This window comes from Eikenella glucosivorans (genome assembly GCF_016025525.2).
In the GTDB taxonomy this organism is placed as follows: domain Bacteria; phylum Pseudomonadota; class Gammaproteobacteria; order Burkholderiales; family Neisseriaceae; genus Eikenella; species Eikenella glucosivorans.
The window spans coordinates 107019-133114 of record NZ_JACSGR010000003.1 but is presented as its reverse complement, the minus strand read 5'-3'; the positions used below and the strand labels follow the sequence as shown (position 1 = coordinate 133114).

General features: G+C 60.3%; 27 protein-coding genes. 23 read left to right on the top strand and 4 right to left on the bottom strand.

Annotated elements, in window-relative coordinates:
- Positions 1-24: 24 nt before the first annotated feature.
- Both H9Q10_RS04625 and H9Q10_RS04620 read left to right on the top strand, forming a co-directional pair.
- Positions 25-1935 (top strand): CocE/NonD family hydrolase, encoded by a 1911-nt coding sequence (locus tag H9Q10_RS04625; protein ID WP_197902861.1) that lies wholly within the window; start codon positions 25-27, stop codon positions 1933-1935.
- A 423-nt stretch (positions 1936-2358) separates the two neighbouring features.
- Positions 2359-3642, top strand: coding sequence for an NTP/NDP exchange transporter (locus H9Q10_RS04620; RefSeq protein WP_197902860.1), 1284 nt, complete (start codon positions 2359-2361; stop codon positions 3640-3642).
- A gap of 271 nt (positions 3643-3913) precedes the next feature.
- Here the strand turns inward: H9Q10_RS04620 and H9Q10_RS04615 are convergent, their stop codons facing one another.
- Entirely contained in the window at positions 3914-4558 is a 645-nt protein-coding gene (locus H9Q10_RS04615; RefSeq protein WP_197902859.1) for an FMN-dependent NADH-azoreductase, read from the bottom strand.
- Between the two features lie 71 nt (positions 4559-4629).
- A complete protein-coding gene (locus H9Q10_RS04610; protein WP_197902858.1) occupies positions 4630-5070 on the bottom strand; it encodes a carboxymuconolactone decarboxylase family protein in 441 nt (146 codons plus the stop codon).
- A 105-nt stretch (positions 5071-5175) separates the two neighbouring features.
- On the opposite strand from H9Q10_RS04610, the gene H9Q10_RS04605 reads away from it, so the two are divergent.
- The 13 genes from H9Q10_RS04605 (at position 5176) to H9Q10_RS04545 (ending at position 16408) form a co-directional block, all read left to right on the top strand.
- Complete coding sequence (locus H9Q10_RS04605) at positions 5176-6084, top strand: LysR family transcriptional regulator (RefSeq protein WP_197902857.1); 909 nt, start codon at positions 5176-5178, stop codon at positions 6082-6084.
- A gap of 330 nt (positions 6085-6414) precedes the next feature.
- A complete protein-coding gene (locus H9Q10_RS04600; RefSeq protein ID WP_197902856.1) occupies positions 6415-6786 on the top strand; it encodes a YybH family protein in 372 nt (123 codons plus the stop codon).
- Positions 6787-7078: 292 nt separating this feature from the next.
- On the top strand, positions 7079-7876 hold the full coding sequence (locus H9Q10_RS04595; RefSeq protein WP_197902994.1) for an NADPH-dependent F420 reductase: 798 nt from the start codon (positions 7079-7081) through the stop codon (positions 7874-7876).
- A gap of 108 nt (positions 7877-7984) precedes the next feature.
- A complete protein-coding gene (locus tag H9Q10_RS04590) occupies positions 7985-8461 on the top strand; it encodes a nuclear transport factor 2 family protein (protein WP_197902855.1) in 477 nt (158 codons plus the stop codon).
- Between the two features lie 146 nt (positions 8462-8607).
- Positions 8608-10467 (top strand): CocE/NonD family hydrolase, encoded by a 1860-nt coding sequence (locus tag H9Q10_RS04585; protein ID WP_197902854.1) that lies wholly within the window; start codon positions 8608-8610, stop codon positions 10465-10467.
- A 156-nt stretch (positions 10468-10623) separates the two neighbouring features.
- Entirely contained in the window at positions 10624-11091 is a 468-nt protein-coding gene (locus tag H9Q10_RS12125; RefSeq protein WP_197902853.1) for a GNAT family N-acetyltransferase, read from the top strand.
- 206 nt (positions 11092-11297) lie between these two features.
- Positions 11298-11738: a nuclear transport factor 2 family protein gene (locus H9Q10_RS04575; RefSeq protein WP_197902852.1), complete on the top strand. Its 441-nt coding sequence runs from the start codon at positions 11298-11300 to the stop codon at positions 11736-11738.
- Positions 11739-11931: 193 nt separating this feature from the next.
- Positions 11932-13035, top strand: coding sequence for an alpha/beta hydrolase (locus H9Q10_RS04570; RefSeq protein WP_197902851.1), 1104 nt, complete (start codon positions 11932-11934; stop codon positions 13033-13035).
- Positions 13036-13183: 148 nt separating this feature from the next.
- On the top strand, positions 13184-13513 hold the full coding sequence (locus tag H9Q10_RS04565) for an EF-hand domain-containing protein (RefSeq protein WP_197902850.1): 330 nt from the start codon (positions 13184-13186) through the stop codon (positions 13511-13513).
- Between the two features lie 168 nt (positions 13514-13681).
- Complete coding sequence (locus tag H9Q10_RS04560) at positions 13682-14107, top strand: MarR family winged helix-turn-helix transcriptional regulator (RefSeq protein WP_197902849.1); 426 nt, start codon at positions 13682-13684, stop codon at positions 14105-14107.
- Positions 14108-14112: 5 nt separating this feature from the next.
- Positions 14113-14430 (top strand): DMT family transporter, encoded by a 318-nt coding sequence (locus H9Q10_RS04555; RefSeq protein ID WP_197902848.1) that lies wholly within the window; start codon positions 14113-14115, stop codon positions 14428-14430.
- Between the two features lie 149 nt (positions 14431-14579).
- A complete protein-coding gene (locus tag H9Q10_RS04550) occupies positions 14580-14972 on the top strand; it encodes a nuclear transport factor 2 family protein (RefSeq protein WP_197902847.1) in 393 nt (130 codons plus the stop codon).
- A 239-nt stretch (positions 14973-15211) separates the two neighbouring features.
- The gene (locus H9Q10_RS04545; RefSeq protein ID WP_197902846.1) at positions 15212-16408 is read left to right on the top strand and encodes a multidrug effflux MFS transporter; all 1197 of its coding nucleotides are present in this window, start codon (positions 15212-15214) and stop codon (positions 16406-16408) included.
- A 140-nt stretch (positions 16409-16548) separates the two neighbouring features.
- Here H9Q10_RS04545 and H9Q10_RS04540 read toward each other — a convergent pair whose 3' ends face one another.
- Complete coding sequence (locus H9Q10_RS04540; RefSeq protein WP_197902845.1) at positions 16549-17166, bottom strand: hypothetical protein; 618 nt, start codon at positions 17164-17166, stop codon at positions 16549-16551.
- A 118-nt stretch (positions 17167-17284) separates the two neighbouring features.
- On the opposite strand from H9Q10_RS04540, the gene H9Q10_RS04535 reads away from it, so the two are divergent.
- The 5 genes from H9Q10_RS04535 (at position 17285) to secF (ending at position 21783) form a co-directional block, all read left to right on the top strand.
- Positions 17285-17635, top strand: coding sequence for an arsenate reductase (locus H9Q10_RS04535; RefSeq protein WP_197902844.1), 351 nt, complete (start codon positions 17285-17287; stop codon positions 17633-17635).
- A gap of 3 nt (positions 17636-17638) precedes the next feature.
- The gene (locus tag H9Q10_RS04530; RefSeq protein ID WP_197902843.1) at positions 17639-18373 is read left to right on the top strand and encodes a UDP-2,3-diacylglucosamine diphosphatase; all 735 of its coding nucleotides are present in this window, start codon (positions 17639-17641) and stop codon (positions 18371-18373) included.
- Between the two features lie 270 nt (positions 18374-18643).
- Positions 18644-18943: a preprotein translocase subunit YajC gene (gene yajC / locus H9Q10_RS04525; RefSeq protein ID WP_197902842.1), complete on the top strand. Its 300-nt coding sequence runs from the start codon at positions 18644-18646 to the stop codon at positions 18941-18943.
- Positions 18944-19010: 67 nt separating this feature from the next.
- The gene (secD, locus tag H9Q10_RS04520; protein ID WP_197902841.1) at positions 19011-20840 is read left to right on the top strand and encodes a protein translocase subunit SecD; all 1830 of its coding nucleotides are present in this window, start codon (positions 19011-19013) and stop codon (positions 20838-20840) included.
- A gap of 1 nt (position 20841) precedes the next feature.
- Positions 20842-21783 (top strand): protein translocase subunit SecF, encoded by a 942-nt coding sequence (gene secF, locus H9Q10_RS04515; protein ID WP_197902840.1) that lies wholly within the window; start codon positions 20842-20844, stop codon positions 21781-21783.
- A gap of 301 nt (positions 21784-22084) precedes the next feature.
- Here secF and H9Q10_RS04510 read toward each other — a convergent pair whose 3' ends face one another.
- A complete protein-coding gene (locus H9Q10_RS04510) occupies positions 22085-22450 on the bottom strand; it encodes a diacylglyceryl transferase (protein ID WP_197902839.1) in 366 nt (121 codons plus the stop codon).
- Between the two features lie 267 nt (positions 22451-22717).
- Between H9Q10_RS04510 and H9Q10_RS04505 the strand changes: the two genes are divergently transcribed.
- The 3 genes from H9Q10_RS04505 (at position 22718) to H9Q10_RS04495 (ending at position 25822) form a co-directional block, all read left to right on the top strand.
- Entirely contained in the window at positions 22718-23317 is a 600-nt protein-coding gene (locus H9Q10_RS04505) for a CDP-alcohol phosphatidyltransferase family protein (protein WP_197902838.1), read from the top strand.
- A gap of 58 nt (positions 23318-23375) precedes the next feature.
- Entirely contained in the window at positions 23376-23999 is a 624-nt protein-coding gene (locus H9Q10_RS04500) for a DUF2238 domain-containing protein (protein ID WP_197902837.1), read from the top strand.
- A gap of 80 nt (positions 24000-24079) precedes the next feature.
- Positions 24080-25822: a bifunctional alpha/beta hydrolase/class I SAM-dependent methyltransferase gene (locus H9Q10_RS04495; RefSeq protein ID WP_197902836.1), complete on the top strand. Its 1743-nt coding sequence runs from the start codon at positions 24080-24082 to the stop codon at positions 25820-25822.
- Positions 25823-26096: the final 274 nt, after the last annotated feature.

Genomic DNA, 26096 nt, shown 5'->3' with positions numbered 1-26096 from the left:
CAATCAAGAAAAGGAGCAATTTGCATGAAAATCAGAAAACTATCCCTGCTGTCTGCCGCACTGCTGACCGGCTTTCCAACCCTTCCCGCTGCGGCGCAAACTGCCGCCCCCGTCGCCGCATCATCGGTCGAATACCCGGGCGGGCAGGGCTGGCACGTGCCGGCGGAGCGTTACGGCGCGGTTATCGTCGATAACGTCAAAATCCCGATGGATGACGGCGTGGAATTGGCCGCCACCATCGCCTATCCCGCCGATTTGCAAACGGGCAGGCGCGCCGAAGGGCGTTTCCCCGTGCTGATTGAGCATATGCCCTATGCCCGCTTCGCCGTGCCGCTGACGGTGAACGACTTTTTCGCCAAACACGGCTACATCTCGGTCTTCGTGCGGGCGCGCGGCACAGGCGCGTCGGGCGGCGAAGTGCAGTTTTTGTCGCCGCGTGAAGGACGTGACGGCGCGAACCTGATTCAGTGGGCGGCAAAAACCGATGGCTCCGATGGCAAGGTCGCCATCCACGGCTGCTCGTGGCCGGGTGCGATTGCGCTGACCGATGCTGCCTATGCGGGCAAAAACTCGCCGCTCAAAGCGGTGCTGGCATCGTGTTCGGGTATGGAAAATATGCCGCGCCAATCGTGGCTCAACGGCGGCATGCCCACCATGAGCTTCTGGCAGTTTGAAGGGCTGGGCACGCAGCTTGTCGGCGACACGCCCGCCGTGCGCCGCTTTTTCCAAACCTTCACCCAAGATGTGATTGCCGGACGCGATGCCGCTTACCAAGGCAGATATTGGGGCGAACGTGGCACGGCGGCGCTGGCGGAAAAAATCGTTGCCAACGACGTCCCCGTGCTGTTGAACGCCGGCTGGAAAGACGTGGTGGAAACCGGCACCGTGCGCGCCTATCTCGCCCTGCAAAACGCCTACGCCAAACGCCCCGCCTTCGCACCGATGACCGCCAACCAGCCCGTGTCGCCGAAATGGCAACTGGTGATGGGCGGCTGGGAACACGGCCAAGGCATGGACATGGGGCTGCACCTGCAATGGCTGGACACTTGGGTCAAAGGGCAGAATACCGGCCTGCAACGCACCCAAACCCCGCTGCACGTCTTTGAAATGGGCAGCAACCGCTGGGTAAACCTCAAAGGCTATCCGCAAACCGAGCGCGCCACCGTTTGGCATTTGGGCGCAAACGGCAGCCTGAGCACAGGCAAAGCCCCGCAGGGGCAGGCCACTCTGCGTTATGCCCAACCGAGCGATGCCGACGGCAAACTCAGCTACACCACCGAAGCCTTAAAAGACGGCGCGACCCTTTCCGGCGCGATGACCGCCACCGTTTACGCCCAATCGAGCAACCGCAATATGGTACTGATTGCCCGCCTGTATGACGTTGCCCCCGACGGCAGCGAACAGCTTGTCTCGCGCGGCGCCCTGGTTGGCAGCCAGCGCGCGTTGGACAACAGCCGCACTTGGCGCGACAGCAACGGCAACATTACCTGGGCATGGCAGTCATTCAAACGCGACCGCTATCTGACCCCCGGCGAAACCTACCGCTTCGATATCGCTCTTGCCCCGCGCCAATGGGGCGTGCAGCCCGGACACCGCCTGCGTTTTGAATTGAGCAGCCAAACGCCTGCCGAGCTTTGCCCCGCCGACAAAATGCCGCCGAAAAACGACAGCGAACCCTGCCGCCTGACCCAACCGCAGCAGGCAACCGTCCCCGGCGGCGTTTACACCGTGCTATACGGTGGCAACACCCCGTCTGCCGTCAATCTGCCGCAGCTTGCCTATCAGGCGCAGCCTGCCGTGCGCGCCGGCAAACTCGCCCTGCCGTGGAACGAAGGCTCGCGCCGTTTGGAAACCGGCGAACGCGCGGACAATACCTCCGCCATCGACAACCTGCTGCCGACGGACAGTTCCATTACCCACCCCTTGGTATGGTAAACATTGGCTGATACGGTAACAGGCTACCTGAAAGCGCAGCTTCAACGAAGTTAACACAACCGGAGTGCGTTTCTGCAAAGCTAAAACACGAACTTCCCGGAGCAGAAACAGCAAAACAGCCTACCTTTACACAGGTTTCAGGCTGTTTTGTTTTGATATTCGCAGGAATTCGCTTCGCTCATTTTAACTTCGTTGAAGCTGACGCGTTCAAACAGCCTTTTCGGATTGGAAAGGCTGTCGGACAAAGGCTACCTGAAAAAAGGCTACCTGAAAAACGAACAACAACAGCCTCCCGCCTTGCCCGCCCTTTCATGAACCCCGCTCATCACCCCATAAAGCAAACCCCCGTTTATCCCCCGCCCCGTGCCGCGTATCCTTGGCGCAATCCGTATTCCCGAATACCCGAACCGAAAGGAATCCCCCATGCCCGCCCCGTCTGCCAACCTGTCTGCCAACCTGTCCGCGCGCCTGCGGCAAATGCTGAACGTCCGCCCCGGCGAAGGCCGTCCGCTGCTGCTGGCCGCGCTGTATGTGGTGTCGCTGTTTCTGGCCTATTATGTGCTGCGCCCCATCCGTGATGAGCTGGGCGCGGCGGGCGGAGTGGAGAAGCTGCCGTGGCTGTTTGCCGGCACGCTGGCGGCCATGCTGCTGCTCTCGCCGCTGTATGCCGCGCTGGTGCGCCGCCTGCCGCGCGAACGCTTCATCGCCGCCGCCTACCGCTTTTTCATGCTCAACCTGCTGGCCTTTGCCGCGCTGATGTATTGGGGCAGCGTGGCGGTGTGGACGGGGCGGGCGTTTTTCATTTGGGTATCCGTGTTCAACCTGTTCGTGGTGTCGGTGTTCTGGTCGCTGATGGCGGACGTGTTCGACACAGAACAGGGCACGCGCCTGTTCGGGCTGCTGGCGGCGGGGGCAACGGCGGGCGGGTTGCTCGGCTCCGCGCTGGTGTCCGCGCTCTCCGGCGCGGCAGGGCCGTACGCGCTGCTGCTGCTCGCCGCCGTGTTTTTGGAAACCGCCGTGCAGGCGGCCAAACGGCTGGCACGCCCGTCTGATAACACACCTAGCCAAACCCAAAGGCTACCTGAAAACGAAATCGGCGGCGGCATTTGGGCGGGGCTGACGCACACGCTTAAATCGCCGTATCTGCTCGGCATTTCCGCCTTCATCCTGCTCTACACGGTTACCTCCACGCTGCTGTATTTCAACCAGGCCGCCATCGTCAATGCCAATTTTGCGAGCCGCGCCGAGCGCACCGCCTTTTTCGCCAATATCGATTTGTGGGTGAACGCGCTCACGCTGCTGTGCCAGCTCTTCCTCACCGGGCGGCTGACGCAGAAATTGGGCATCACCGCCGTGCTGGCCGTGCTGCCGCTCATGAGCCTGGCCGGGTTTGCCGCGCTGGCCGCCTTCCCCACCGTGGCCGTGTTCGTGGTGTTGCAGGTCGCCCGCCGCGTGGGCAACTTCGCCTTCGCCCGCCCCTCGCGCGAAGTGCTGTTCACCCGCCTTTCCCGCGAAGACCGCTACAAGGCGAAAAACTTTATCGACACGGTGGTGTACCGCGCGGGCGACCAGCTCGGCGGCTGGGGCTACGCGGCACTCGGGGCGGCGGGGCTGGGCATTTCCGCCGTGTCGTGGGCGGCCGTGCCGCTGTGCGCCGCGTGGCTGGCGATTGCGCTGTGGCTGGGGAAACGGGCGCGGGGGGCGTGAATATAGGCAGTCTGAAAGCCCGTTGGTTTTCACTTCGTTGAAGCCTGCATTTGGCTTCACAGAAACTCAGCCTTGCTCCGCAAAATATCGTTTTTAACTTCGTTGAAGCTTGCTCTTTCAGGTAGCCCGATAGGGGAAAAGCAGCCTGCACCTTGTTTACAACAGTGCAGGCTGCTTGTTGGTTTTTCACTTCGTTGAAGCCCGCGCTTTCAGGCAGCCTGAAAACGCAGGCATCGGCAGCATGGGTTTCCGCGCCGCCTCTTGCGGTGGCTCAGGCCGCCGTCCGGCCGCGCATCAGAACGGCAATATGCGCTTCCAGCTCGGCTTGGGCGCGGTCAATCAGTGCCTGTTTGTCGTTGCCGATGATGTCCAAGCCTTGGGCGCGAATCAATGTCATGTTGTGGATGCCGACGGTGTGCAGCGCGGCACGCAAAAACAGGGGCGCGACGTCGATGGCCTGATAGCGGAAATCGGTGGAAAAATCGCTGCCGCTGGTCAAAACGGCGGTTACTTTGGTTTTGTCCGACATCAGCCCGACATAGCCCTGCTCGGTAAAGCCGAACGTTTCGCCGACAATCAGGATATTGTCGAAATAGTCTTTGAGTTTGGACGGTATGTTGAAATTGTGGATGGGCGAATAGATAAAGATGCAGTCGGCTTCTTTCCATTGTTTCAACAGGGCTTTTTGCGCGGCCAAGTCTGCCTTTTGCGCGGCCGGCATCTGCTCGGGGTCGCGGATGTTGAGCGTGTCGGCGTTGATGCGCGGCAGGGGCAGGGCGGGGTCGTACAGATTGACGGTGTCGATTTGCGCGTTGCCGAACTGCGCCAAAGCGGCTTCGCCTGCTGCCGCAAGCCGGTTGGCGGCGCGTTTGGGGTTGGCAAAATCGGGGTGGGACAGGATTTGCAGGATTTTCATGGGATTTCCTTGTTTTTATGAAGCAAAACGGGTTTCAGGCGGCCTTTTTCGCGGATGGGCGGCAGGCCGGCTTATTTTTCAGGCTGCACGGCAAAGCCGACGCCGAAGCGGTTCCAAGCGTTGATGGCGGCGATTTCAAACGTCAGCTCGGTCAGTTCGCGTTCGTCAAATACAGCGGCCACTTGGCGGTAGATGTCGTCGGGTGCGCCTTTTTGGGCAAGCAGGGTCAGGGTTTCCGTCCACAACAGCGCGGCGCGTTCGCGTTCGTCGAAAAACGGGGTTTCGCGCCAGGCATTGAGGGCGAAAATACGGCGCGCGTCTTCGCCGCCTTTGAGCGCGTCTTTGGTGTGCAGGTCGATGCAGTAGGCGCAGCCGTTGATTTGCGAAGCGCGGATGCGTACCAGTTCGCGCAAAGAGGCGGGCAGGCTGCCCGCTTGGGCGGCTTTTTCCAGACCCATCATGGCTTTCATGGCTTCGGGGGCGGCTTGGTAGTAGTTGATTCGGTTGCTCATTTTGTACACCTTTTTCAATGCGGTTAAACGATGTGTGCATTATAGGTGGACTTATTATGCGGATATATCGGGTAAAATCGTTTTCTTTATACGGAGTTTCGCATAATGGCACTGGATAAATTGGAAGCGATGCGTGCGTTTTGCCGCATTGTCGAAACAGGCAGCTTTAAAAACGCCGCCGACGCCTTAGACTGCGCCGCAACCACGCTGTCGGGGCAGATTCAGGCTTTGGAAAACCATCTGGGCGCGCGGCTTTTGCACCGCACCACGCGCAAAGTCGCCCCCACCGCCGACGGGCTGGACTACTACCGCCACATCCTGCCGCTTTTGGAAGAAATCGACGAAATCCACGGCGAAATGCAGCAGGGCGGCGCGGCAGGCGGGCTTTTGCGCGTGGAAATGCCTTCGCCTGTGGCGGATTATCTGATTGTGCCCAAACTGATGGATTTTTCGGCGCGCCATCCGCAGTTGAAGATGGAAATCGGCAGCAGCGAGCGCGTGGTCGATTTGGTACGCGACGGCGTGGACTGCGCCATACGCGGCGGCGTGCTGGCGGACGAAACGCTGGTCGGCAAAGTCATCGGTGCCATGCCCTTTTGCCTGTGCGCCGCCCCCGCCTATCTGGCAAACCGCCCCGCACCGGCCAAACCCGAAGACCTCGCGCAACACCGCTACCTTGCCTTCAAATTCGCCGCCACCGGCAAACTTGCCAACCTTGCGTTCACCCAAAGCGACCAGCCCGTTTTCGCCCAAACCCCCGACATCACCTACAACAACGCGCAAACCTACTACGTCGCGCTGCTGGCGGGGCAAGGCGTAGGCTTCGTACCCAAAGCCGTCGCCGCCGCCCATATCCGCGAAAACCGCCTCACCGAAATCCTGCCCGACCGCCCCCTGCAAAGCATGCTCTTAAGTTTCGTCTATCCCCAGTCGCGCTACACGCCCAAACGGGTCAAAGTATTTCAGGCATGGCTGGAGGAATTGTTTGCCGAAAGCGGGGATTGGCGGATTTGAACGGGACGGGGAAGCAGCCTGAAAGCAGCGTCTATAAGGAAACGGAAAAGCGGCGCGGGCGGAATAAAGGCAGCCTGAAAGCGCCCCACGCGTTTCTGTGCAATGGAATTTTTCAGGTAGCCCGACAGGGGAAAGCAGCCTGCACTTTGGGAAAAGAAAAGTGCAGGCTGCTTTTTGATTTTTCAGGTAGCCTTTGCCCCGCCATCCCACCGTATCAAAACCGGATGACTCTGCTACAATCCGCACGAAAGGCCTTTGCGGCCCCCGCCCGCGCGCCAGCCCGTTTCAGGCTGCCCCCGCGCCGACATCCACCACATAAAGGAAACCGACATGAGCGACATCCAAACCCTCACCGACACCGTCCGCCGTCTCTACCGCGCCTGGCACACCCGCAACCCCGATGAAGTGGCCGCCATCTGCACACCCGACCTGCAAATCCTCATCCTGCATCCCGACGGCAGCATGCTCCGCTTCGACCACCAGCAGGCCGTGGCCTTTTCCATCGCCATGGATACCTATCCCGAAGAAAACGTCCGTTACGATACGGCGGAAATCCAAAACGGCACCGGCTATGTGGTGACCACCCGTAGCGGCGCGGACGGGCGGGACGAAACCGTCTCTACCATGATGCTGCGCAAAGAAGCCGACGGGCAATGGCGGCTGTTCCGCGAACACATGGTCATCACCGGCCGGAAGGAGTAACGCGCCGTTTCCCGCGCCGCCGCTTTCGGGCGGCAGGCGGACAGGGCTGCCTGAAAGCGCGGCTTCAACGAAGTAGAAACAAACCGCCGGCAAAATCAAACGAAAAGCAGCCTGCACCTTTGAAAACCAAGTGCAGGCTGCTTTGTTTTTTCAACTTCATTGGAGCTTGTATTTTCAGGTAGCCCCAATTCATGAATCCCGCTCACAACCCCATTCGGCAAAACCCCGTTTATCCGCCCGCCGCCGTGCCGTATCATGCCCCGTCATCCCACCGCTTTTCAAGGAGCAAAACATGAAACCCATCAACCGCAGACATTTCCTTAATCTGGCCGCCGCTGCGGCCGCCGTCGCCGCCATTCCCGCCTGCGGGCAGGCCGCGCCTTCGGGCAACCGGCAAAACGGCGGCGCGAATCCCGCGTCCCGCCCGTCCGGTTCGTCTTCATCCGGCAGTGCGCCGCAGTCGGGCAGGCCGCTGAAAATCGGCATCATCGGCGCGGGTTGGCTGGGCGGCACGGTCGGCCGCATCTGGGTGAAGGCGGGGCACGAGGTGATGTTCTCCGCCCGCGATTTGGACAAGGTGCGCCGCGACGTGCAGGGCTTGGGCAGCCGCGCCAAAGTCGGCACGGTGAAGGAAGCCGCCGCGTTCGGCGACGTGCTGCTGTTTGCCGTGCCGTTTGGCGCGCTGCAACAGCTTGGCAAAGATTTGGCCGGTGAAATCAACGGCAAAATCGTGTTGGACGCGAGCAACGGCAACGAAACCGAACCGCTGGTGCGCCAGTTGGGCAACGGCAACGTGGGCGTGGCCATCAGCAAACTCTTGGCCGGCTCGCACTATGCCCGCGCGTTCAGTTGCGTGGATGCGACCCAAATCGAAGCGTCTTACGAACGCGGCGGCCGCAACCCGCTGGCCGTGCCCATCGCCTCCGACCACCGCGACGCGCTGGACATGGCGGCGCGGCTGGTGCGCGATGCCCACTGCGCGCCCGTGTCGGTCGGCGGCCTGGCCAATTCCGCCAAATTCCAGCGCGGCACGCCCGCCTTCCGCAACCATACCGGCGAAGCGGAAATGCGGCGGATTTTGGGGGTGTAACAAGCCAAACGAAAGGCTACCTGAAAATATTCCGGCTGCGTGGCAGTACCGTTTCAGGTAGCCTTTTCCCAAGCAAGACTTTTTCAGGTAGCCCCAACTAGGAAACCCATGCCCCGCACCCTATCCGTCCTCATCGCCGCCGCGCTGCTCTGCACCCTGCCCGCAGCCGCCGTGCCCGCCCCGAAAGGCATCTCCGTGAACCCGCAAAACCACACCCAAACCGCCGAACAGGCGCAGCTCGCCGCCGTTTACCGCAACTTCAACCGCGCCATGGCCGCCGCCGACACCGCCACGCTAGACAAAATGCTCGCGCCCGGCTTCACGCTCACCCACATGACGGGCTACGTCCAGCCCCGCGCCGAATGGCTGGAACACATCCGCAGCGGCCAAATGCGCTACCAAAAAATCGACGAAGTATCCGTCCGCCCCACCATCAACGGCAACCGCGCCCGCATTATCGGGCAGGCATGGAACACGGCCAATATCTGGGGCATGCAGGGCAGATGGCCGCTGCAACTGGACATTACGCTGGCAAAGCAAGGCCATGGCTGGCTGATTGAAAAGGCCGTCGCCACCACGTTTTGAGACAGAGGCTACCTGAAAATTTCAGCCCCGCTGCGCTGCGTTTTAATCCCCATTGAAGCCCGCGTTTTCAGGTAGCCTGATAACCGATTGTTCACTATACTCATTTCCTTCCAACTCAAACAACCCGAACAGAAAGCGAACCTCCCATGAACCCCATCCTCCGCAACACCCTTGCCGCCGCCGTATCGGCCGCCTGTTTCACCGCGCCCGCCGTCGCGCAAACTGCCCCGCCTGCCGCGCAAAATGTCTATCCCGGCGGCAAAGGCTGGACGCCCGGTGCGGCACAGTATGGCGCGCAGATTGTCAAAGACGTGTTCGTGACCATGCCCGACGGCGTGCGGCTGGAAGCCAAAATCGCCTATCCGACCGAGCTTGCGGGCGGCAAACGCGCAAATGCCAAGTTTCCCGTGCTGATTGAGTTTACGCCGTATGAAGGCGAGGGCGAGCAGGAACGCCTGCCTTACGCGTATCTGGCGGAACGCGGCTACATCGTGGCTTTGGTGCATCCGCGCGGTTCGGGCAAATCGACGGGCGAGTTGCAGCAGTTTTCGCGCCAAGACGGTTTGGACGCCAAAGCCTTGATCGACTGGGCGGCGAAACTGGAAGGCGGCAACGGTAAAGTGGGGATGTTCGGCTGCTCTTATCCGGGCGCGCTGTCGTACAACGGCGCGGCGTATGCGGGCAGAAATTCGCCGCTCAAAGCCGTGTTGTCCGCCTGCATCGGGCCGGGCGCGCAATACCGCCAAGCCTGGTCGAACAACGGCCTGCCCACGGTGCTGGTGGGCACTTATCCCGGCCGCGCCGCCGCAGGTTCGATGGGCGGCAACGAAGCGGCGGGACGCTATTTCACCGCGTTCGGACAAAATTTCTTCGCGGGCAAGGCCGAAGCCTATGACGGCGCGTATTGGCACGACCGCATTCCCTTGGCGTTGACCGAAAAAATCGTGGCGAACGGCATTCCCGTGCTGATGTGGGGCGGCTGGCAGGATTTGAACGAAACCGGCGCGATACGCGGCTACACCGCTTTCCAAAACGCCGTCGCCCGCCGCAACATTAACCTGCCGATGAAGCCCGGCCAAAAAGCCTCGCCGCGCTACCAGCTCATCATCGGCGATTGGGTACACGGCGCGGGCGTGGACATCGGCGTGTACCAGCAATGGTTCGACACCTGGCTCAAAGGTGCGGACACCGGCCTGGCCGACACCGCCACGCCGCTGCACCTGCAAGAAGCGGGCAGCAACCGCTGGATTAACCTGTCCGCCTATCCCGCCGTGCAAAACTACACTACTTGGCACTTGAATGCGGACGGCAGCCTCTCCGCCCGAGCCGCCGCACAAGGCACAAACCGTTTGGACTACGCCGCGCCCGACGCGCCCAACGGCCGCCTGCGTTTTGAAACCGCGCCCGCCGCGCAAGGCATGACCCTGTCCGGCCCGATTTCCATGCAGGTGTACGCCCAATCGTCCAACACCAATCTGGTGCTGCTCGCCCACCTGTACGACGTCGCGCCCGACGGCCAAACCACCGAAATCACCAAAGGCGCCATGCTCGGCAGCCTGAGCCGGCTGGATAACCGCGCCACTTGGAAGGACGCGGGCGGCAAAATCATCTGGGCATGGCCGAAGCTGGACCGCGACATCTATCTCACGCCCCGCCGCACCCAACGCTTTGATATGGCGCTCGAACCCATCCAATACGGCTTGCAGCTGAACCACAAACTGCGTTTGGAGCTGACCACGCAAAGCCCGAGCAATATTTGCGACAACGGCAAACCCATCGGCTTCTCCGCCGAACCCTGCGGCCTGACCGCGCCGCAGCAGAAAACCGTCCCCGGCGGGCAATACACCCTCCTGTTTGGCGGCAACACCCCGACTTCCATCCACCTGCCGCAACTGCCCTACATGGCGCAGCCCACCGCCGCCTCCGGCCGCACCCCGACCGCGTGGAGCGAAAACACCCGCAAATTCGACCCCGAAGGCAAACACACCTTGCCGCTGCAATGGTAATCCTTTGAGGCAGCCTGAAAACCGAAAGGCTACCTGAAAAAGCAAAGCAGCCTGCAAACGGAGCTTCCCAAAGGAAGCGGAGTTTCCGCAAAGCCCCCAAACCGCAAAACCTTTTTCAGGCAGCCTCCCTCCAATCTCAATAGCAAGGAAAATCCCGTGGACATCACCGAACACCCCCAACCCGACCCCGAACTCACCGCATCCCTGCTGGCCCTGTGGGAAGCCTCGGTGCACGCGACACACCATTTCCTCTCCCCCGCCGAAATCGCCGCCATCCGGCCCTATGTGCCGCAGGCTCTGGCCGCCGTGCCGCATCTGACCGTGGCGTGGGAAGGCGGGCGGCCGCTGGCCTTCATGGGCGCGGCAGGCGGGCGGCTGGAAATGCTGTTCGTGTCGCCCGAACGGCGCGGCCAAGGCATAGGCAAAACCCTGCTGGCGCACGGCATCCGCGCATACGGCGTGCGCGAACTCACCGTGAACGAGCAAAACCCGCAGGCTGCCGGCTTTTACACACACGCGGGCTTTCGCACCTATAAGCGCACGGCCGCCGACGAACAGGGCCGCCCCTACCCGCTGCTGTATATGCGCCTGCACGCGGCAGGCGGCGACGCGCCGATACGCTAACGCCGCGCACGAAAAAAAACAGCCCGCACTTCCGACACGCACAGAAGTGCAGGCTGCTCTTCCGCCCCGCCCCGATTCATGAATTTTGCTCACGGGGTTATCCGATCCAACCCCGTTTATCTTGCCGCCCCCGCCCCGTATAATCCGCCCCACTGATTCGCATTTGAGTCGGCAACCCGTTATTTTTTCAACATAAGGAAACCCACATGAACGCACTGATTGAAAAACAAGCCCTGAAAGAACTGGTCGATACCTTCTCCAACCTGGCCGACGAGAAAAAAGTCGCCGAACAGGGCCCGCTGTTTACCGAAGACGCGCACGTTACCACCTACATCGGCGGCCAACTGTTTGCCGATATGACCAGCCGCGACGAAATCGTCAACGTGTTCACCAATTTCTTGGCGAATTTCAAAGCGGTGTACCACATCAACGGTCAATTCACCGTCTCCAACCTCACCGAAACCGGCGCGGACGCGATTAACTACTGCCACGTGGTGCTCACCGAAGAAAAAGACGGCAAAACCCTCATCCACAACCACTATGTGCGCTACAACGACAGCTACGCCAAAGTGGGCGGCCAATGGCTCATCAAACGCCGCATCGCCAACTTTATGGTGAGCGACAGCCGCGAACTGGGCACGGTTTGACGGACAAACGTGCAGGCTGCCTGAAACGGCATGAAAGGCAGCCTGAAACCCGTAGGTCGGGCATTTATGCCCGACAATCCCGCCGAACCGCGTCGGGCATCAATGCCCGACCTACGCAAAGGCTACCTGAAAAACCGCACCGCCGTTTTCAGGCAGCCTTTCATTCAAACCATTCCAAAGGAATCCCCCAACCATGAAACTCAAACCCACCCTGCTTGCCGCCGCGCTGATGTTCGCCGCCGCCGGCGTGTCCGCCCAAAGCAAAGCCCCCATCTCCATCGCCGAACAGGGCAGCTTCTCCGTCGGCGGCAGCTATGTCAGCCACGAGGGCACGTTCAAGCAGGAAAACTTCACTTCCCCCGACGGCCAGCGCGCCTACGGCGACTTCGCCTACGTCAAATACCAAACCCCCGTAAACGCCAAACGCCTGCCGCTGGTGTTCCAGCACGGCGGCGCGCAGTCCTCCCGCACCTGGGAAAGCACCGTGGACGGCCGCGAAGGTTTCGACACCCTGTTTGTCCGCAAAGGATACAGCGTCTATCTGCTCGACCAGCCCCGCAGCGGCAAATCCAACCTCTCCACCCAAGGCGTAACCCCCGACACCCCGTGGGCATCCAACCCGATGTACGGCGATAAAACCCTGTGGATACTCTCGCGCATGGGGCATTACGACCGCAGCGGCAAACCCGTAGCCAACGCCCAGTTCCCCCAAGGCGAAGCCGCCTACACCGCCTTCCAGCAAAGCTGGACCATCGGCAGCGGCCCCCTGGATAACGACCTGAACGCCGACGTGCTGGCCAAGCTGGTGAACCGGCAGAAAGACGGCGCGATTTTGGTCACGCACTCCATGGGCGGCACCATCGGCTGGCGCGCCGCTTTGCGCACGCCCAACGTGAAAGCCATCGTGGCCTGGGAACCGGGCGGCACGCCGTTTGTCTTCCCCGAGGGCGAAATGCCGCGCATCACCAAAGCCCGCTTCGAGCATTTGAGCGCGTCCGCCATCGGCGTGCCGATGAACGACTTCATGAAGCTGACCCGCATCCCCATCGTGCTGATTTACGGCGACTACATCAAACTCGGCTCGCAAAACGTGGGCGAAGACAAATGGGGCACGGAATTTGAAATGGCCAAACAATTCGTCGCCGCCATCAACCGCCACGGCGGCGACGCCACGCTCATCCACCTGCCCGAACGCGGCATCCGCGGCAACTCGCACTTCCTGATGGGCGAGAAGAACAACGAGCAGTTGGCGGATATTATGGAGCAATGGTTGCAGGAGAAGGGGTTGGACAAATAATCTGAAAAGCAGCCTGCACTTTATTAAGGCTACCTGAAAACATAACGGCAACAGGGTTTCCAGTTTTCAGGTAGCCTTTTCCCGCCCCGGCCCATCCCGCAGCCCGATGTGTTACCATGCCGCCTTTCCGTTGTTACACACCATCCCCATGAAAACACTCCTCCTTCTCGCCTCCCTGCTCGGCACCGCCGCCCCCGCCCTCGCCTGCAAAGCCCTGTCGCCCGAAGCCGCCTTTGTGGCCGCCAACGACAGAAACGGCGACGGCGTATTGAGCCGCAGCGAATGGCGCCGCGCCAAGCTGCCCGCCAACCTCGCCGCCGAAGGCCAAACCGGCACCCGCGCCGCCTTCCGCCTGCTGGATGCCGACCGCAACGGCAAACTGAGCCACAGCGAGCTCTCCGGCCGCTTCGACTACATCGAGCACCCCTGCGCCGAGTGGCAGCGGCAGTTCAACACCCCGCCCGCCGCCGCAGAGTAAACGATAGCCGGCCCAAACAGCCATCAACAGCAGCCGCACCGCAGGCAGCCTGAAACCGTTTCAGGCTGCCCTTTCTATTTTCCAAGCCCTTATTAACGGCAAAAACCGCTTGCAATTAGTCTGGATCATAACTACAACGCCGCCATTCAGTAAGGATTCGGACTTGTTATGAACCAAATCGACGAAATCAACAGCCTGCTGTCGCAAAACATTTCGCTCTACGACCAATGGGCGCGCGCCCAAGGCATCAGCTACAACATGCTGGCGGTGCTCTACGGCGTATCGTGCTACGAAGGCTGCACGCAGAAGATGATTGGCGAACGCTGGGGGCTGCCCAAGCAGACGGTGTTTTCCGTATGCCGCCAGTTGAAAGACAAAGGCTGGCTGGATTTCGAGCAGGCCGACGGCGACAAGCGGGAGAAACTCCTGCATTTCACCACGCAGGGCCGGGCCGCCGCCGAGCCAATTGTGGATAGGCTCAAAGCCATCGAAACCGCCGTTATCGGGCAGGTTGGCGCGGCGGAAATGGAAAATTTCATCAACCACTTGCAGCGGCTGAACCGAATCACCGCGCAGGTTATCGCACAGGGGTAGGAAAAATGGCTTGGGTTTATCTGATTGGCGCGGGGCTGATGGAAATCGGCTGGCCTTTGGGCTTGAAGCTGGCGCAGCAGGAAGGCTGGCGTTGGCCGGGGATTTTGGCGGCGATGGCCTGCATGGCCGCCAGCGGCTTCCTGCTGTTTCTGGCGCAGAAAAGCATCCCGATGGGCACGGCCTATGCGGTGTGGACGGGCATCGGCGCCATCGGTGCGTTTGTGGTCGGCGTGATGTTTCTGGGCGATGCGTCCACCGTCGGCCGCTGGGCGGGCGCGCTGCTGATTGTGTCGGGCGTGGTGGTGATGAAGCTGACGGGCTGACAGGGTTTGGCAGGCAATGCCCCGCCTAAGGCACGGCTTCCAGGCAAAAGGCTACCTGAAAACGAAGCCGCAACCATTCTTTTCACTTGCGTTGCGGCTTCGCTTTCAGGTAGCCTGCCCACTTTCCCATCCTCCGAAAGGACACCACCATGCCGTTTGATCAAGAGCTCCTTGCCGCCGTGCGCAAAATCCTCGATGCCGGCGCAACCTTCGATTTGGACATCCTCACCCAAAGCTACGCCCCCGACCTGCAAATGCTGTTTATCCAGCCCGACGGCGGCGTGCTGCAATACGGCTACGAGCAGCAGATGAAATTCTTCCGCGACGGCCGCGATGCCGGCCTGCCGCCCGTTACCTCCGAAGTGCGCTACCACGCCGTGCAGGTGCAGGACGGCATCGGCTATGTGATTGCCGCCCGCCGCATGGGCATGGGAGAGCGCGAGCAAAACACCGTGTTCAACCTGATGCTGCGCCGCAACGGGCAAGGCCGCTGGCAGATTTTCCGCGAGCATGATTTCATCGGCCAAACGCAGGCGGCATAGCGCTTTCCCATCCCTCCCGAGGCTGACCGAAAGCGGAGCTTCAATGCAGTTAAACACGGCGGCGTTCCGTAGGCCGGAAGGCTAGCCTGGCGCGGCAGTTTTCGGCTGCATGGAGGCTCCGTTTTCAGGTAACCTTTTCATGAATTCCGCTCATTAGGGCATGCCGTTTCCCCTGTCTAATCATCCGCCGCCGCTTTTGCAACCATCGCCTCATTGCCAATCCGTTTAGGGAAACCGCCATGCCCGTGAAAAAATACACCCTCGAATTCCTGCTGATTCTCAGCGCGCTGATGGCGTTTACCTCGTTGTCGGTGGACATTTACCTGCCCGCGCTGCCGGAGATGTCGCGCGACTTGAACGGCGATGCGGAGCTGACGGTGACGGGTTTTTTGGTTGGTTTTGCGCTGGCGCAGCTGGTGTGGGGGCCGATTAGCGACCGTATCGGGCGCAAAGTGCCGCTGCTCATCGGTATGCTGCTGTTTGTGGTCGGCTCGGTTGGCTGTGCGCTGTCGGAATCGCTTGAAGCGGTGGTGTTTTGGCGGGTGTTTCAGGCGTTTGGGGCGTGTGTCGCGCCCATGCTCAGCCGCGCGATGGTGCGCGATTTGTTCGGCAGCACGCAGGCGGCGCAGCTTTTGTCCACGCTGATGATGATTATGGCCGCCGCACCCATCGTCGGCCCCTTAATCGGCGGGTTGCTGGTAAAAATCGCCTCGTGGCACGCGCATTTTTGGCTGCTGACGGCCATCGGCGCGCTGATGTTTTTTGCCGTGTTCAGGCTGCCGGAAAGCCTACCGCCGCGCCGTCGGGCGGAAGGCTCGGTGTGGGCAGCGTTTGCAGGCTATAAAGATTTGCTCGCCAACCGCGTTTTTATGCGCTACACCTTGTGCGTGACCTTTTTCTACGTCGCCGCCTATGCCTTTATCACCGGCTCGCCCAAGGTTTATATCGACTATTTCCACGTTGCGCCCGAATATTACGGCTTTTGGTTCGGCGCGAACATTGTGGGCGTGATGGCGATGAGCGCGCTCAACCGCCGCCTGGTCGGCAAATTTGCACTGCCGCAACTGCTGCGTGGGGCAACCTTGATAGCCGCCGCGGCCGCCCTCTTGGTTGCTGCTGCTGCATTTTTAAAAATCGGCGGCATTTGGGGCATCGCCCTGCCCGTGTTCGCCGTGTTCTCCATGAACGGCATCATCGCCGCCTGCGCCAACGCCGCCGCGCTAGCCAGCGTGGACAGCAAATCCGCAGGCTCCGCCGCCGCGCTCATCGGCTCGCTGCAATACGGCAGCGGCATTGTGTCCACGCTGCTCTTGGCGGCGTTTTCCGACGGCACGCCAAGCGCGATGGCTTGGGTGATTGCGGTGTTCGTGGGCTTGAGCGCGGTAATGGCCTGGCCGGGCAGGCAGCGCAAGCCGGATGGTTTTCAGGTAGCCTGAAGCCGGAGATACGGCTACCTGAAAACCCGGCGGGTAGGCAACAATGCAAACGGGCTATCCGCGTTCCAACAGAAAAGGCTACCTGAAAAACGGAAATTCGTTTTTCAGGTAGCCTTATATATTTCCATCGGCCAAACGGCTTACTGCGGGGGCAGTTCGCGCAAATCGCGCCAGCCGTCGTTGGTTTTCACCAGCGTGGCCTGTTCCTCGCGCTCCAGCGGCAGGCGCTGCCGCCAATCGTCGCGGCCGTGGCGCAGCAGGCGTTTGCCCCAGCGCGAGGGCTCCAGCCTGGCCTCATACACCACGCGCGACACAGTGAGCCCGTCGGCGGTGGTGGCCGGCTCGGTGTAGTAGCGCACCTTGGCCACGCGCTCATGCCCGATGCACAGCAGCGGGGCAATCGGGCTCATGCGCACGTGCCCGCGCCCTTCGGCGGTAAGCGCGAATACCGGCACATCGTCGCCGTTTTCGGTTTTCAGCCGCTCATACAGGCCGGCCTCTTCCAGCGCGCGCAGCTGCTTGAACGCCGCCTCGTTGATTTTCTCGCCCTCGGCATCGCGCAGCGGCAAGGCAATCCGTTCCGCCCCCGCCCACACGGGCGCACTGCCGTCGGTGTCCAACGCCACCGGCAGGCAGGCTTCGTGTTGCCCCACATAGCGCTCCACCGCATCCTGAAACGCGCCCTTGCCCGCTTCCTGCCCGCCGCAGCCGGCCAGCAGGCCGACAGCCGCTAAGGCCGTTACCATCCATTTGTTCATGCTTGCTCCAATCATCCGAATCGCCCGTGCGGCCAAGTTTCGCCGCCTCATGACAAAAAAATACGCAGCCCGTACAATGACGGCCACACGATTCCAACCAGCAAGGATTATACACAAAATGACCGCCACCCTATACGGCATCCCCAACTGCAGCACCGTCAAAAAAGCCCGCGCCTGGCTGGACGAAAGGCAAGTGCCCTACACCTTCATCAACTTCAAAACCACCGCCCCCGAAGCCGGGCAGCTCGCCCGCTGGCTCGATGCCGTGGGCGCCGACACCCTCGTCAACCGCCGCGGCACCACCTGGCGCAAGCTCGATCCCGCCGTGCAGGCAGCCGCCGGCAGCCGCGAAGGCGCCATCGCCCTGATGCAGGCGCAGCCCTCCGTGATCAAACGCCCCGTACTCGAATACCAAGGCCGCATCCACGTCGGCTTTTCCCCCGAACTCTATTCCGAAATCTTCGCCTGAACCATGCCGCACACCATCTTTATCGCCGACCTGCACCTCTCCGAACAAGCCCCCAAGCTTACCGAGCTTTTCCTGCGCCAGCTGCACCAATGGCAGGGCAGCGCCGACGCCCTCTACATCCTCGGCGACCTGTTCGACGCCTGGATCGGCGACGACGACCGCAACCCCTTCACCGACCGCATCGCCGCCGAGCTGCATACTTTCGCCCAGCACACCCCCCTCTATTTCGCCCACGGCAACCGCGACTTCCTGCTCGGGCCAGACTTCGCCCGCCGCAGCGGCATGGCCCTCTTGCCCGAGCAGCACGCCCTCACCCTCTACGGCCGCCCCTACCTGCTCACCCACGGCGACGAACTCTGCACCGCCGACCTGCCCTATATGCAGTTCCGCGCCCAATCGCGCCACCCCCAATGGCAGGCCGCCGTGCTCGCCAAACCTCTGGCCGAACGCCGCCTGCTTGCCCAACAAATCCGCCAGATGAGCGAACAGGGCAAAGCCGAAAACGGCAAAAGCGCCATCTCCGACGTCACCGAAGAAGCCGTGCTCGCCCTCATGGCGCAATACCCCGGCACCGACCTCATCCACGGCCACACCCACCGCCCCGCCGCCCACCGCCATACCCTGCCCAACGGCCAAAGCTTCACCCGCTTCGTGCTGCAAGACTGGTATGGCAAAGAAGGCGGCTGCCTCGTCGTTGCTCCCGAAGGCGTGGGCACGCGGCATTTTGCGCTGGATTAAACCGAGGCTACCTGAAAAATTTCAGGTAGCCCCACAGCAAGCATCATCCGGCATTGCCCGCCGCCACAAAACCCGCATTTCGGGCACCGCAGGTTTTCAGGTAGCCTTACTTCCTAAGCTTGAGGCTACCTGAAAACGCGAGCCTCAAAAAAGTTAAAACAGGCGCACTGTTTCCCCGCTAAAAATCCGCCTAACGGGTTGGAAAAACCCCACGGGGCGTTTACAATGGCGGCCTTTCGTTTCCTTTGTTTCTTTTTGGAGTTTTACCCCATGTTCCAATTCATTATTGCCGACGGCGTAACCACCTCCGCCGACTTCGTCAAGAACGTTCTGCCGCTGCTCCTGCTGATGGGCATGCTCTACCTCATGATCATCCGCCCCAAGCAGCGGGAAGAAAAACGCCGCCGCCAAATGCTCACCGAACTGAAAAAAGGCGACAAAGTGATGACCAACTCCGGCATGCTCGGCAAAGTATGGAAAATCGGCGACGACATCATCGGCCTGGAAGTTTCCCCCGACACCGTCATTGAATTCCACCGCGACGCCATCCTCAAAAAGCTGGACAACTAAACCCCCTCCCCCGCGGCGCAGCAGCCTTCCGGCCACGCTGCGCGTTTTCCGTTTCTGAAAGCCCGTTATGAACCGTTATCCGCTTTGGAAATACCTGCTGGTGGCGCTCACCGTCATCGTGTCGGCCGTGTACGCCCTGCCCAACCTCTACGGCGAAACCCCGGCGGTGCAGGTATCCACCAACCGCCAGTCCGTCGCCATCGACCAAACCACCGAGCAGGCCGTGGAGCAGGCGCTGAAAGAGGCAAACATCCCGCACAACGGCATGTTTATCGCCGACGGCAGCCTGCGCGTGCGCCTGCCCAACGAAGAAGTGCAGAGCAAAGCCCGCGACGCCATCGAACACAAACTGGGCGACAACTACATCATCGCCCTCAACCTCATCGCCAATACCCCCGAATGGATGAGCAAGCTTGGCGCCAAACCGATGTTCCTCGGCCTCGACCTGCGCGGCGGCGTACACTTCACCATGCGAGTGGACATGCACGCAGCCATCGATAAAACCTTCGACCGCATCGCCGGCGATTTCCGCCGCCAGCTGCGCCGCGACAAAATCCGTACCGGCAGCATGCGCCGCAACGGCGACACCCTGGTTATCCCCTTCCAAGACGCCGCCACCCTGCAGGCCGCGCTGCCCAAACTGAAGGAACTCTCCAACGACGCCGAGCTGCGCGCCGACGGCAACAACCTGATTGTGAGCCTGCCGGAAAGCACACAGGAGCAAATCCGCAGTGCCGCCGTGAAGCAGAACATCACCACCCTGCACAACCGCGTGAATGAATTGGGCGTGGCCGAGCCGATTATCCAGCAGGCTGGCCCTGACCGCATCGTGGTGCAGCTGCCCGGCGTGCAGGATACCGCCAAGGCCAAAGACATCATTGGCCGCACCGCCACGCTGGAAGTGCGCATGGTGGCCGACGACCCAGCACTGGAGCAGCAGGCAGCTGCCGGCAACATCCCGCCCGGCTACGAAGTGCTGCCCAGCGCCGACGGCGGCCAGATCCTGGTGAGCAAGCAGGTGGAATTCACCGGCGACAACATCAACGACGCCCAGCCCGGCTTCACCCAAGACGGCAAACCTTCCGTAAACCTCAAACTCGACAACGCCGGCACGTCCATCTTTGCCGACCTCACCCGCAACAACGTCGGCCGCCGCACCGCCATGATCCTGATCGACCAAGGCAAGGCAGAAGTGGTCACCGCGCCGGTGATCAACGAGCCGATTCCCGGCGGCAACGTGCAGATTTCAGGTAGCATGAACACCGCCGAAGCCAGCGATACCGCGCTGCTGCTGCGCGCAGGCTCGCTGGCCGCACCGATGGAAATCATCGAAGAGCGCACCATCGGCCCGTCTATGGGTAAGGAAAATATCCAGAAAGGCTTCCATTCCACGCTGTGGGGCTTCCTCGCCGTGGCCGGATTCATGGTGATTTATTACCGCCTGTTCGGCATCTTCTCCGTGCTGGCGCTCACCGCCAACCTGCTGTTCCTGATTGCCATCCTGTCGCTGATGCAGGCCACCTTAACCCTGCCCGGCATCGCCGCCATCGCGCTCACGCTCGGCATGGCCATCGACTCCAACGTGCTGATTAACGAGCGTATCCGCGAAGAGCTGCGCGACGGCATTTCCGCACAGCAGGCCATTAGCGAAGGCTACCACCACGCTTGGGACACCATCGTGGATTCCAACATCACCTCGCTGATTGCCGGCATCGCCCTGCTGATTTTCGGCTCCGGCGCAGTACGCGGGTTTGCCGTGGTGCACTGTATCGGCATCCTCACTTCCATGTATTCTTCGGTGGTGGTATCCCGTACCTTCGTCAACCTGTGGTATGGCCGCCGCCGCAAACTGAGCAACCTGTCCATCGGCATCACCGTGCCGGCCAAGGAGCACTGAGATGGATTTTTTCCACCGTTTGAAACACGACATCCCGTTTATGAGCTACGGCAAAATCACTACCCTGATTTCGCTGCTCACCTTCATCGCCGCCGTTATCTTCCTATTTACCAAAGGGCTGAACTATTCGGTTGAATTCACCGGCGGCACCGTGATCGAAGTGCAATACAGCCAGCAGGGCGCCGACCCGAACCAGGTGCGCGACCGTTTAAGCGCGCTCAACATGGGCGAAGCCCAAGTGCAGACCTTGGGCACCAACAAACAGCTCATGATCCGCCTGCCCAACCGGCAAGACATGACCTCTGCCCAGCTCTCCAACCGCGTGCTGGAGCTGCTGCGCCAAGACCATGCCGACGCCAGCCTGCGCAAAGTGGAATTCATCGGCCCGCAGGTGGGCGAAGAGCTGGTTACCCACGGCCTGCTCGCCTTAGGCATGGTGGTGGCCGGCATCATCATCTACCTCTCCATGCGCTTCGAATGGCGTTTTGCCGTGTCCGCCATCATCGCCAATATGCACGACGTGGTGGTGATTCTCGGCTGCTTCGCCCTGTTTCAATGGGAATTTTCGCTCACCGTGCTGGCCGGCATCCTGGCCGTGCTCGGCTATTCGGTGAACGAATCCGTGGTGGTGTTCGACCGCATCCGCGAAAACATCCACAAACCCGCCATGCGCGGCAAAACCATCCCGCAAGTGATCGACAACGCCATCACCGCCACCATGAGCCGCACCATGATCACCCATGGCTCCACCGAAGCCATGGTGATTTCCATGCTGGTTTTCGGCGGCACCGCGCTGCACGGCTTCTCCATCGCGCTCACCATCGGCATCGTGTTCGGCATTTATTCCTCCGTGCTGGTGGCCAGCCCCCTGCTGCTGTTCTTCGGCCTCACCCGCGAGAATATCCACAAGCCACAGAAACAGAAAGAAGAAGCCGTGGTGTAAACACAACCATGCAAACGAAACAACACAGGGGCTACCTGAAAACCCTGTGTTGTTTTTTGTTTGTACATCAACGGCCATCCCGAGAAACATAAAAGGCTGCCTGACAGTATTTTTCAGGTAGCCCCTCCACCGCTTGCCGGCAAACCGACCCTTTTCAAGCAGCATCAAACCGAAAACTGCCACCCCCTTCCCATAGCACACAAAAAGGCTACCTGAAAAAAGCCCCGCATTCTGCAAAGCTTGTTTTCAGGTAGCCTTTACCAACTCAGATTTTATTTGCCTTCAGCCTTCAACACCCGCCTTAGCGGAACTGCGCCGCATTGGCCACGCTTTTCACGCATTCCGCCTCGGTGCCCAGCCAGCCCGCTGCCAAACCGCAGCCGTTCCGTTCCAGCCAGAAATAACCGCCGCCGGCCGCCAAGGCAATCACCAGCCGAATCAAGCCGTTCTCGCCAAATTTATCCACCAGAAACATCATCAATATAGCCCAAGCCCACACCAAGCCCCATTGCAGTGCCCACACGGTATCCGGCTCCGGCATCGTCCAATGCATAAAGCTGTTGGCCACAATCGCCATGATGGTGAAGAACAGGCCTTCCAGCGCCACGCTCGGCTCGCGCTCGCCCATCCAAATACACCAAAACCCCAAAACAAATGCCATCAACATAATTTTCCCTTTCCAGCGGTGCTGTCTAAATATCTGTTTGCTAAAAACATCGGTTCCGGCAGCCCGGCCGACTTTTGCGTTAAATTTATCCTGCCTATTTTACCCTTTCCTACAATTTATTGACAATTCCTAAATAACGCCGGCCACGCCTTTGTTTGCCCCGCGCATCAAAACCGCCCTCTCCCCTCCGGATTTCAGCGCACAAACGCATCCGATTATTCATTTTTTCACTATAATGCCGCCGTTACCCCGCCAAACCGCCCCGCTATGAGCATCTACGCCCTCAAACCCAAATTCCAAAACCTGCTGCGCCCGCTGGTACGACGTCTTTACCAAAAAGGCATTACCGCCAATCAGGTAACGCTGTTTGCCTGCGCGGTATCCTTTGCAGTCGGCCTGCTGCTGTCGTTCGGCGCGCAGATTCCCGCTCTGTTTTGGCTGCTGCCCGTGTGGCTGTTTGTCCGTATGGCACTGAACGCAGTGGACGGAATGCTGGCGCGCGAGTTCGGGCAGAAGTCGGCATTGGGCGGCTATCTGAACGAAATCACCGATGTCGCCGCCGATGCCGCGCTGTATCTGCCTTTTGCCTTTATCGCCCCGTTTGGCGGCGCACAAATCGCCCTGTTTGTCTGGCTGGCGGCGATGACGGAATTTTGCGGCGTACTGGGTCAGGTACACGGCAACGGCCGACGCTACGACGGTCCGTTCGGCAAGAGCGACCGCGCGTTCTTTATCGGTGTATTGGCGGTCTGGTACGCAGTGGCGGGCAGTTTCCATGCGGTGTTCTACGTCATCATGTGGCTCGCCTGCGCCGCACTGGCTTACACCTGCTACAAACGCATCGCCAATGGCTTGAAGGCTACCTGAAAACTTGAAGGCTACCTGAAAAACAGATAAACATTTACCACTCACAACATCCATTACCATGCAGAAACCCTTCCCCCTCATCCCGCTGCTGCTTGCCGTTTTCATTGCCGCACTCATCGTCTGGTCGGGCATCAACCCGTCCGACCGCACCGTTTGGTATGCCGAAATCCTCCCCGTTTCCACCGTCTTCGTCGCACTCGTCGCCACTTACCGCCGCTTCCGTTTCAGCAATTTGGCTTATATTTTCATGAGCTTTTGGCTGGTTATGCACACCGTCGGCGCACATTACACCTTTGCCGATGTGCCCTTCGACTGGGCAAACCGCCTGCTCGCGCCGCTTTTGGGCGAAAACCGCAACCACTTCGACCGCGTCGGCCACTACATCATCGGCTTCTATGCCTATCCGATGGCAGAATGGCTGCTGCGCCGCAAACTCTGCCGCCCCGCGCTCGCCCTGTTTTTCTCCCTGTTCTTCATCATGAGCGTGGCGGCTGCCTACGAAATCATCGAGTGGCAGTATGCCGTCATCGACGGCGGCGAAGCGGGATTGGAAGTGCTCGGTTCGCAAGGCGATATTTGGGACGCACAAAAAGACATGCTCGCCGATACACTGGGCGCGCTCACTTCGCTGGGCATCTTCCTATTCGCCCGCCCCGACAAGCGTTTAGGCAATTCTTCTTAACCATTAAAGGCTACCTGAAATCCATCCAACCCATTTTCAGGTAGCCTCTTTATGATGTATTTCACCAAGGAGTACGATCCATGCAAGAAATGCAAAAACATTTCGCCACTCAAGACGGAACCGAACTTTTCTATCGCTACCGCCCTGCCGCCGACGGGTCGGCGGACAAAGCCATCGTCCTGTTCCATCGCGGACACGAGCATTCCGGACGGATGATGTTTGTCGCCGACGAACTTGGTTTTGACGATTTCGCCTATTTCGCCTGGGACGCGCGCGGCCACGGCCACAGTCCGGGCGAACGCGGCGACAGCCCCAGTATCGGCACTTCCATCGCCGACGTGGACGACTTCATCCGCCACATCCAAAGCGAATACGGCATCCGGCCCGAAAATATCTGCGTCATCGCGCAAAGCGTCGGCGCGGTCTTGGTTTCCGCCTGGCTGCACGATTACGCGCCGAAAATCCGCTGCGCCGTATTGGCATCACCTGCATTCAAAGTCAAACTCTACGTCCCCTTCGCCCGCACCGGCCTGAAAATCATGCAAAAATGGCGCGGCAATTTCTTTGTCAACAGCTACGTCAAAGCCCATTACCTGACCCACAATAAAGAACGCCAAACCAGCTACGACAATGACCCGCTGATTGCCCGTGCCATTTCCGTGCGCATCCTGCTCGGCCTGTACGAAGCCGCCGAACGCGTGGTCGCCGACGCGCAGGCGATTACCACGCCCGTGCAGCTTTTGATTTCCGGCAGCGACTGGGTCGTCCACCACAAGCCGCAACACGATTTCTACAACCGCTTGGGCAGCCGCATCAAAGAACGCCACATCCTGCCCGGCTTCTATCACGACACATTGGGCGAACAAAACCGCGAAACCGCATTTATCGAAATGCGCCGCTTCATCCGCGAACGGTTTAATCAGCCTTTATATCCAGTCGATCTGACCCAAGCCCATTTGCACAGCGAGAGCCGACGCGAAGCCGACGAGTTGGCCACGCCTCTACCCCTCTATTCACCGCGCGGCGCGTTCTGGGCGGTTTACCGCGCTTCTCTCGATCTCGGCGCGCGTTGGAGCGAAGGCCTGAAGATCGGCAAAGAAACCGGCTACGATTCCGGCAGCACGCTCGATTACGTCTATCGTAACCAACCGCAGGGCAGCAACGCCTTCGGAGTCGCGGTAGACAAACATTATCTCAACGCTATCGGCTGGCGCGGCATCCGCCAACGCAAAACCAATATCGGCAAGGCGATTCAGACGGCCTTTTCCAAACTGCGCGAAGCGGGCAAACCCCTGCACGTCCTCGACATCGCCTCCGGCCACGGCAGGTATGTATTGGATGCGCTGACTGCCGACGCGTTACCCGACTCCGTGCGCCTGCGCGATTACAGCCCGATTAATGTTGAAGCCGGGCGCAAACTGATTGCCGAACGCGGCCTGCAAGGCACGGTATCTTTCGATGAAGTCAATGCCTACGACCGCGCCAATTATCAGGACTTGCAGCCGCGCCCCACGCTGGGCATCGTTTCCGGCCTGCACGAACTGTTCCCCGACAACGATTTGATTCTGAACTCGCTCTACGGATTCGGCGACGCCATTGAAACCGGCGGCTACCTGATTTACACCGGCCAGCCGTGGCACCCGCAGCTCGAAATGATCGCCCGCGCGCTGACCAGCCACAAAGCGGGCAGCCCGAATTGGGTCATGCGCCGCCGCAGCCAGCAGGAAATGGATCAGCTGGTGGGAAAAGCCGGTTTCGAGAAAATCCGCCAGTGGATAGACGAAGACGGCATTTTCACCGTCAGCCTGGCCGTGAAGAAATAAGGCGGAAAGGCTACCTGAAAGCGTGAGCTTCAACGAAGTTAAAACGATGTCTTGCGGAGCACGGCTGAGTTTCTGCGAAGCTAAAGCGTGAGCTTCAACGGAGTTAAAACGAGCGCAGCGAGTTTCTGCGAAGCAAAACCATGCGGCTTAAACCGGCTTGCCGCCTGCTTTTCAGGTAGCCCATCCTTTTTCAGGTAGCCTTACGCCCGCACGCTTTTGAGCAGAGGCTACCTGAAAAATAATGGCTGCCCAAATCCCATCCCTTCCCTCGTAC